Here is a 9,719-nt window from a genome sequence, read left to right as displayed (position 1 = left end):
TGGACGTGTCCAAAACTGGGGCCAAATGCTGCTCCAGCTTTCGGTATTTTTCCCAGACCGGGTCGGTCAACACTTGCGTTAGATTCGCGACTTCCCCCTCGGGGGAATCTGTGCTTAAAAGAGTTTACACAAAATTATTGACAGACCCTCTCTTTACACGGGTTACACTCACCACAGTGGATATAGCTATTTCTTTCGCAACTACGAGTTAACTCAAATGGAACATTTAATTGTTTTGCTAATTCAAAGACCTCTTTCTTCTTTTTAGTGATGAAAGGGGCAGATACCTCAACATGCTTGTTATTGAATTCTTCTAAAACTTCAGAATATTTGTTTAAGGTTGAGGTTATGTTTTTTATTTCTGGAAAATCCTCTTTGTGAACACCTAATAAAAGTGTGTCTATATTTCGTTCTGTTGCATAAAGTCCTGCAATTGAAAGTAATGCAACCGGACAATTGCCATTAATGGATAGTGATATATTATCTCGTCTGTTTAATCCTAAAAAGGTTCTTCTCAGGGAGGAGATATCAATTATCTCAAGATGAAGGTTTAATTCTTCAGAAATTTTCCTCGCAGCAACTATTTCATAATCCGATGCATTCTGACCATAGTCAAAATAAACAGGAACAAGTTCAAACTCCGTTTTTAAATGGTACAAAAGCGTAGAGGAATCAGGTCCTCCTGATACCATCACAATTGCCTTTTTCTTCATGATACATCACTCCATTTTTTTCTTAATATGAGTAAATTTTTGAATTATTATTCATGCAAATTAAACGGATGTAATGAGAAAAATACATTATTTGAGGCATACGCATCACGTTCCATTTGAGTTTAATATGGCCCCCCAAATTATTGATGTGTGCTTTGGTCATTGAACAGTACATGCTGAGACTTTAAGAACTTATTTATCTATGAGATGTTCTTTTTGAGTTCATTTCACATTGGGGGTAAAGGAAGGTCGGAAACCGATTTTCCCTGCCGTCTATTTCAAGGTGTGTAGGGAGAAAATGAGTCAACAAACTGAATAGGTCGGTTTTGCTATATATAATATCTAGCGCGAGAGTAGAATGCATTGGAGGAACCAAGCTTCATCTATATAAAATTTAGGATTAAGACCTCATTGTCAGTAGGGGTGAAGATCGTAGATATTAAGTATATGGATATGTACTAGCGTTGTTAATATAAGAAATAAAGGATATAGTTCATAATATATAATTTATATAAACCGGCTATATATGTTATTCCATTATCGAACATATGAATTTATTGTTGTGGAGGAGAAAATGACCAAATATAAAAATAGAAGCCAGGAAATTGGTGAGCTCGGAGAAACCATTTATAGGCTCTATTCACAGCGTACACTTAAGTTAACTCCAAATAAGCTTGAGTCCGACTACGGTATAGATTTTTCTTGCCAGATAGGAGGTAATCCGATAGGAAGTGTCCGGCCAATGCTTCCTGAATTTCTCTTGGTTAACGTGAAAAGTTCTGAACTTCAGAAACCGTATGCCAGGTTAGAAAAATCCGATATGGAATTCACACTGAAATCAGCTCAGCCACTTGTATTTATTTTGGTTGATGTCAATAAAGAAGATGTTTATCATCGTTTTTTTGACAAAGAGTTACTTGTCGAGTTTCATCAACGTTTAATTACCAATAAAAAAACCTTTCGGCTAGACCCATCAAAAATGAGCAAAGATCCAGATCATTTTATCGAACAATTATCAATTGTTAAAAAAAGATCGTATCAAAACAAATTGGGCTTGCTGAAAGCACGGTTAGGGCTTCAAAAACTAATTGGAGAAGTAAAACTAGAAATCCATCAAACGGAAGATGGTAGTGTTGCCATTGTGGAAGCAAACGAAGCAGAAGATCTCTTTGACAAAACCCATAAATTATTTCCAATTGTGCGAGAATCCTTTCTTGCACAAGATATCAATAAACTGTCCTTACCCCTGGGAGCATTCAAAAATGTTTCGGAGCAGCTGAACGATATAGCTGACCTTACTTCTCTTATAGCTCCTTTACACTATGATATGCGCCGGTTGCAATTAAAACGCAACGGCAAAAAAATCGCCACCTGTATTTTCGAAATCAGGGGATTCGGAGATGAGAAATCATACTATCATCCGAGTGGTATGAGCTTGACGTTATCGCGAAAAAGGAAGGGACAAGACAATCAATATTATCATTTTACTGAGGTGATTTTTACTGCGAAGGATACTGATAATTTGTTTGAATATCCTGAACTCATCAATCTACTAAGAGTAATTCAAGAGGGAGATACTATTGATGGGATACCTGTTGAAACCTGGCCAGAACTTCTTCGCATAGCGGGCATTGTCAGATATCTTCCTGAAATATATGACTCACTTTCATTGGAACCTCATGTTCAATTGAATGAACTTAATAATATGTACACAGTATTGACTTACATGTTCATCAAGAGCCTGTTGCTAGACCAAAAAGACTCTTTCATTGGGTTTATTCTTGGATCTGAAGACACTTCCGATTTGAAATTGATGCAATCCAAAATAAAATGTCCCTTTCTTATTAGTTTGCCTGAAGGTCAATACATCGCGACAATACAATTCGACAGTGAATTGTTTTATGATGAAAAAAATCCTGATCGCATACTAGGTATTAAATCGACGAGAAATCCAGTGATTAAATCTTGTTTACCAGTAGAAAACACTAGTTTAGTGGAACCAGCTCTTCTGGTAACAGAAGATATCGCATTAGCTTATTTTATGAACAAGCAACCCGGGACCATACAAAATCCTTTTAGTTTCGGAATTGAATTTAACAATGAAGAAGACTTGTCGAAGTAGATGAACATATAAACACTGAAGCCGCACTTTATGCGGCTTTTTTCACTGGTATTGATCTGCTTTTGTAGATTGATTAGAAAGGCTATGAAAGAGCAAGATACATCTTAAACTGATTGATGAGAAATTAGCGTTTCTGACGGAGTCTTTTCATTTACGGTGCCATTTATCCATTTTATTTGATATAATAGTTACAAATCACATAACCCTAATAAGAGAAGCACTCTTTCCCATCATTACGGGAGAGCTGTGCTTTTTTTTGTTGTTTTTCTATTTAAATAAGGAGGTCAATCATGTGAAGGTCGTGCTCGCAGAAAAAAAGATACAGGCAGAAGAATTAGCGAAACCTTTCCCACATAAAAGTGCTCAAGGATATATTGAATTAAAACCATGTTCAGTCTTTCCTAAGGGCGGCGTAATCGTGTGGGCATCCGGCCACTTAATTGGCTTAGCCGAACCTGAGGAATATGACTCAAAATATGAAAAATGGAATCTCCATGATCTTCCTATTATTCCGAATCAATTCAAACATAGAGTTGACCGTTCAAAAGCCGGATTATTTAGCATTATCAAAAGATTTGTAACAGATCCGAAAGTATCGGAAGTGATTATTGCTACTGACCCCGGTAGAGAAGGGGAACTTATTGCTGGATTGATTCTGCGGCAAGCAGGCAATAAGAAGCCTGTTAAACGCCTTTGGACATCATCATTAGCGAAGACAGCAGTTGAACATGCATTTCACAACTTGCTTCCTGAATCCTCGAAGAAAAATCTCTATTATGAGGCTTACAGTAGATCCTGTGCTGATTGGCTAGTGGGGATGAACACCTCCCGCTTATATACGATTTTACTCAAAAGTAAAGGATCCGTATCTGAAGGTAGCTTTTCTACAGGACGTGTACAAACACCGCTTCTTTCACTTATTGTGGAGAGAGAAATAGCCATAGAGAGCTTTGTATCAAAACCCTTTTGGCAAGTCATTGCGGATTTTGAGGTGAATGGAAAACGATATCAAGGCCAGTGGTATAAAGATGCTATGGTGAATCTACCAGTTCAAAAGCTTTCCCTAGATCTTGTCCAGGCATGTCAAGGGAAAGTGGTGGATATTCGTGATATCAAAAAAGAACAAAAGCAGTATAATCCTCCGCTACTGCATAACCTGTCTTCGTTACAAACTCTGGTTAACAAAAGATACCGGTACTCTCCCCAGGATGTCCTCAAAATTGTTCAAGGGCTCTATGAGAGAGGGATTGTAAGTTATCCTAGATCAGATTCTCAATATGTAACGGAAGATGAAGCAATAACATTTCCATCTATTCTTGAAAAACTGAGAGCACTACATCCTTATGGATCCATTTTACCTGCACCCCTCCAGAGCTTAATCGGGAATAAAAGGTATGTGAATCCGGAGAAAGTATCGGACCATTATGCCATTATTCCAACTGAGAATGTTCCAAACTTATCGGATCTCGATGATCGTGAGCGAAATGTATATGATTTGATTGCTCGATCCTTAATTGCAGCTCACTATAACAAAGCAATCTTCGATCACACAACGATCATTACGTATGTAGATGCTAAATTTTCATTTATTTCAAAAGGGAAAGTGACCGTTCAAGAAGGATGGCGGCGCGTGCTATACCCACACGGGGAGAATGAAGAGAATGAACTTGAACCTGTTGAGCAGGCACTTCCTGTATTATCGATCGGTGAACAAGGTGTTGCCGCTTCTGTAACTTCTAAGGAAGGAAAAACTAAACCACCCAAACGGTATACAGAGGGCGACTTAATTGCTCTTATGAAAGGTGCTGGGAAAAGTCTGGAGAATCAGGAACTAGAAAAAATTTTACAAAGTACTGATGGTCTTGGTACCGAGGCGACCCGCTCCGGCATGATTGGTCGATTAAAGGAACAGAAATACATTGAAATCAAAAAAAATATGGTCTATACCACTTCCAAAGGAAGAACATTAATACAAGCTATTGGAGCATCAATACTTGCCAGTGCTGAAATGACTGGCCAATGGGAGATGAAACTTCGGGAAGTTGGAGCGGGTACCAAGAAGCATACGGACTTTATAGAAGAAGCTAAGAAATTGACGCTTCAATTGGTTCAAGAAGGGTATATATCTGTTCAGCACATGGGCATACAAGCTCCCAATGCAACGCCAGCACATCCTACATCCCAGCAGCAACTAGACCGTGCAAAAACAACGATCGGATCGCGGTCTTCCATAGAGAAAAGTTCTCCTATGACGGCTAGGGAATCCGTGCACGCCCAAACTCGGCCAACTACACAAGATAAGAAATCAGCAATACAACAACCAAATACAACTCCGATACCATCAACACAGGCTTTCATTCAACTAGATGACGAGTTGTATCCTAGAGCAATCTGGGAAGTACTACGGGCAAAGCAAGCATCGGTTTCAATCCTGCAGCGTCGAATAATGCGCGGATATACCGAATGTGCTAAGCTCATTGATCGAATGGAACAAGAAGGGATTATCGGACCATACAGAGGATCTGAGCCAAGACAGATTCTTATTGATAGTAGAGAGTTTCAAAAACGATTTCCAAGCAACGCAAGAGCATTAGAGAGTCAAGCACCTTCTGGCGCTGTGAATAACCAGAATCAAACCCAGCATCGAGAAAACAGTTCAAATTTCGAACAAGATCAAAATATATTTCCCCAGCTTAGCCGAAAGCCTGCGATGTATGAACAAGGACAAGCTGAAAAAAGAGTAGATGATGTCGCATCTCAAAAAACAACTCCTTCTGTATCACCTTTGGCTAATCTAAATGAAGATCATAGAGGGGCATATCCTCCTTCAGCTGGCATTCAAGACAACAAGCTGCATATGCAGGAAGAAACGAGAGTTACCAATTATAACACTGGACATGAAAATAGAGTACCATTACAGATGAGTGGCGAGAATAATAATGGCCCTGAACAACGTGAAACACCTGGTTATCAGCGCCCATCATTAAATATGCATGATCTAGGTCACTGTCCAAAATGCCATACAGCTCTTGTTGTTGATAAGGGTAAATTCTATGGATGTAGCGCTTATAAAGACACCCAGTGTAAGTTTACAATCAGTAAGATGATTCTAGGAGTGGAGATTTCTAAGGAAGATATTCAAGCTCTTTTGAACAAGGGTGAAACCATCATAAAGGAAGGGTTCAAGCGGAGAAACTCTGAGGAATATTTCAATGCCGCTCTGGTTTTGAAAGAAGGTGGGGAAATTGAGTTTAAACGACCTGAACCAAAAACGCTCAAGCTGCCAACCTCGTTGCTTAGAGTTCAGTCCAATCAGCAACCAGTTGAAGGAAATAAGGAGGAAATTGAATGGATAGAGAATGTAACAGCAGTAATTAAAATGCCTGCAAAAGTAAAAAATGTTTCATATGGCCCCAAAGTGATTCGTTATGAGCTACTACCAGAAACACTAAAAATCAACATCTCCAACTATAGGCGTTACTTGGATAACTTAAAAGCAGCTCTTCAGGCAGAAAAAATAACACTGTACTCTCCTATTCCAGGCACTAATTTAGTAGGGATTGAAGTACCAAACAAAAATCCGTATGTAGTAAACCTTAGAAGTATGCTTGAAAATCGGGATTTTTTAATTAAACGTAATGCTCTTAGCTTCCCAATCGGCGTCGATATGGTAGGGAAGCCGGTTATAGCCGATTTAGCAGATATGCCACATGTGCTAATTGCTGGGACTACGGGATCAGGCAAGTCTGTTGGGATAAACTCTTTAATAGTAAGTTTGCTTTACGGATTGGATCCGGACGAACTTAAGTTTGTCATGATAGATCCTAAGCGCGTTGAACTTATAGTCTATTCCGGACTCCCTCACTTATTTACACCGATTATTACCGATCCACAACAAGCAGTCAGGGCTTTGAACAAATTAACCGACGAGATGGACAAAAGATATGACCTGTTCCAAAAAGCAGGAGTCAGAAACATTCAAGCTTATAATGAGCAATTATTGAAGCGGGATCCATATGCTAAAAAGATGCCTTATATCGTCCTTATCATAGATGAACTTGCTGATCTCATGATGACAGCTGCAGGAGACGTTGAGCATTTTATCCAGCGCCTATCCCAACTTGCACGCGCATCCGGAATTCATATGGTAGTGGCTACACAACGACCAACCAAACAATTCCTTTCACCTAATATCAAAAGTAACCTTCCGGTAAGAATTGCTTTTGCTGTTGCAGCAGGCAATGACTCACTTGTCATCCTGGATGAGTCTGGTGCGGAGGATTTACTTGGTAAAGGGGATATGTTCTTCAAACCAAATGGCGGCTCTAAGCAACGTCTAGTCTCTGCCTATGTCAGTGACGAAGAAATTGAGAAAGTTGTAAACTATATCAAACAAAAGTATAGATGAAGAAATGATTAAATAACTTCATTTGAATTTGCGTGACCAGTAAGTCTTCAAAGATAATGAAGAAGAACAACCACGATCCCACATAATTACTGAGGTTTGTTCTATTAATTCCACAGTTCAGGTCATATAAAGGAGGCAAGATGATGAAGAAAGCAATTGATCTTTCTCCATATCCACAAATTCAAGATAAGGTGAAAATAGCCGGAATAGAGGATCGCCAGGAATATATCATATGGAACAAATTATCTAAAGAGGAGACAGCCACTGCTATTGCTGAACTAAGCTTACTTTGTAGAGCAAGTATCAGCATGAGTATGCCGGCAAGAAAAAAAGCCAAACAAGCATTGAATTTTTATAAAACAACAGTGGGTTCAAAAATTCATCCTTTTGCTGCTGCACAGGCACGAGAGGAACTCGGCCTCTCATCCTCTCGTATGCAAGAGTTACTTCAGCAACAATTCGTACAGCTTTGTATCGAGTCAGAGTAGGAAGAGTCTCTTAACTTTCATTACTATCAAGATAGTGAAACAGGGAAGGGATTTATTACCTCAAGAAATATAGAAACTTGGTAGATGTGATAGTCAGACAGTGTATCAAATAGCATCACAGTATTTTAAAAGATACAATAAGTGGATTCAGAACATTCTCTTCTTTTTGTTCTTATAATGATTTTTAACCTTATTCTTTTTTGGGCAAAAAGGAGAGAAACTGTAAAGTCTTGATTAATATTTTCTATTAAACCATAACTTAGGGTTCTTCTTAAAAACATACGATTCGTTTATAATAATTCTAATAGGGCCAAAGTCCTGTTGGAATTTTTTTTTAGAGGGGAAACGTTGTGGACAAATTCACGAATGATCTTCAAGACTTCGACCCAATTAAAGTAGGTGTAAATCTACGTTTCGAGAGAAACAAAGCAGGATTTAGTATCTCAAAGTTAGCCCAAGACGTAAAAATATCTGCAGGAAAAATAAGCTACTTAGAAAATGGACAACGTTCAAAAATGCAGATAGATGATATACAGTCAATAGCAGATGCCCTGAATATTCCTATTTCCAATATTCTTAATGACGATGCTTTAATAAAGCCACCAATTGAAAAATATTATGGAGATATTGATTTAATACTTCAATTTATTGCAGCTGGTTTATTAAATGAAGCTCCTAAGCTCATTGATGTTTTAAAACAGAAACTAAATTCTACCGAATCTAAATGGCTTCAACCAGCACTTCTATTTATCGAAGCTGAACTTCATATTTCTAGTGGGGAAAGCGACAAAGCAATGCAGACCTTTTCGTTTATTTCTAACATGAATGGCCATCATACTTTATTGAACCACTATAAAGTGAGAGCACTCAATGCCCTTGCATGTAATTCGTTTAAAAAGCACCATATAACAGATGCTTTACTTTATACAAAACGAGCACTCATGTTTAGCGACAAGAACTTATCTGCAGAGCAGCGATCTAATACATATTACAACATGTCGTTACTATATGGGCTTGTTGGCTATACTGACATAGCTATAATGCATGGAAAAAATGCTGAAATTCTTTCTCACGATAATACAGTTTATTTGACAGAAATTCGGTTTTCTCTTGGTATTTTGTATATGATACAAGAGGACACTGAGGAAGCAATTTCTTATATTTCAGAAGCATTAGGGTTTTATCAAAAGATAAAAGATATTACTTCTATTGGTAACATGTATAAATGCTTTTATACATTGTACCGAATTGACCCCCATAAATATGCTTTAGTAAGGACGTTTTTCGAATTAGATTACTTGTCCGTCTTAAACAGTGATTCTGTAGTGCAAATTGATTACTTACATACTTGGATTGAGCTTATGCTTGAACAAAATCAATTCGATCATATAGGGAGATATATTGATTTTTGTATAGAAACCGTAGATAAAATGCCTGCTAGAATAAATTATAAGACTTATTGGCTTGCATCTATCTTTTACAAAATGACCAAACAACCTATTGAGATGGAACATGCTCTTTCAACTGCATTAAATTACTTGGATCAATCAATGGTTAAAGAAAAGGCCATGATCTTATTCGAACTCGCAAAACTAAGAGAGCCTGAATCAAATTCTTTATATTTTGAAGTCTCTTCATTATTTCAGACTTTTATTAATGATTCAGAACGTAATCGTACGTTAGACCAATTACTAAATCTGATCCCGAGTCTCCGTTACTAGCTATATTATTACTAAATGTACAATTCGTGATCAAAAACTGACCATATGAGTTTTGTTTTCGACCTTAATGCTATAAATAATTTACCTCATTCAGAACAAAGGGCACCTCCAAAGACCTGGTGGTATTATCCCCTCATGGTAGACAGTGAAAAAAGAGGACATGTTACAATGAACTCAAATACTGGATACCGGAGGGGATTTTTGTTATGTCAGCGAAGAAAGGCCAAACCTTTAATCGATATAGCGAAGAAACGAAGAAAGAAGCCG

General features: G+C 37.9%; 5 protein-coding genes. 4 read left to right on the top strand and 1 reads right to left on the bottom strand.

The window, feature by feature from the left end:
* Positions 1-134: 134 nt before the first annotated feature.
* Positions 135-713: a 7-cyano-7-deazaguanine synthase gene (locus ACPV3A_RS37230; protein ID WP_426204926.1), complete on the bottom strand. Its 579-nt coding sequence runs from the start codon at positions 711-713 to the stop codon at positions 135-137.
* Positions 714-1,287: 574 nt separating this feature from the next.
* Here ACPV3A_RS37230 and ACPV3A_RS37225 point away from each other — a divergent pair.
* From ACPV3A_RS37225 to ACPV3A_RS37210, 4 genes are all read left to right on the top strand, one after another.
* Positions 1,288-2,835, top strand: coding sequence for a hypothetical protein (locus tag ACPV3A_RS37225; RefSeq protein ID WP_063477622.1), 1,548 nt, complete (start codon positions 1,288-1,290; stop codon positions 2,833-2,835).
* Between the two features lie 292 nt (positions 2,836-3,127).
* On the top strand, positions 3,128-7,243 hold the full coding sequence (locus tag ACPV3A_RS37220; protein WP_063477623.1) for a DNA topoisomerase 3: 4,116 nt from the start codon (positions 3,128-3,130) through the stop codon (positions 7,241-7,243).
* Between the two features lie 143 nt (positions 7,244-7,386).
* Positions 7,387-7,731, top strand: coding sequence for a hypothetical protein (locus ACPV3A_RS37215; RefSeq protein ID WP_063477624.1), 345 nt, complete (start codon positions 7,387-7,389; stop codon positions 7,729-7,731).
* A gap of 350 nt (positions 7,732-8,081) precedes the next feature.
* Positions 8,082-9,452 carry a helix-turn-helix transcriptional regulator gene (locus tag ACPV3A_RS37210; RefSeq protein ID WP_063477625.1) on the top strand — a complete coding sequence of 457 codons (1,371 nt, stop codon included), beginning with the start codon at positions 8,082-8,084 and terminating at the stop codon, positions 9,450-9,452.
* Positions 9,453-9,719: the final 267 nt, after the last annotated feature.

The organism is Paenibacillus sp. Dod16 (genome assembly GCF_049893405.1).
GTDB lineage: Bacteria > Bacillota > Bacilli > Paenibacillales > Paenibacillaceae > Paenibacillus_AQ.
The sequence above is the reverse complement of the archived record's forward strand: the minus strand, read 5'-3'. Positions and strand labels throughout refer to the sequence as shown.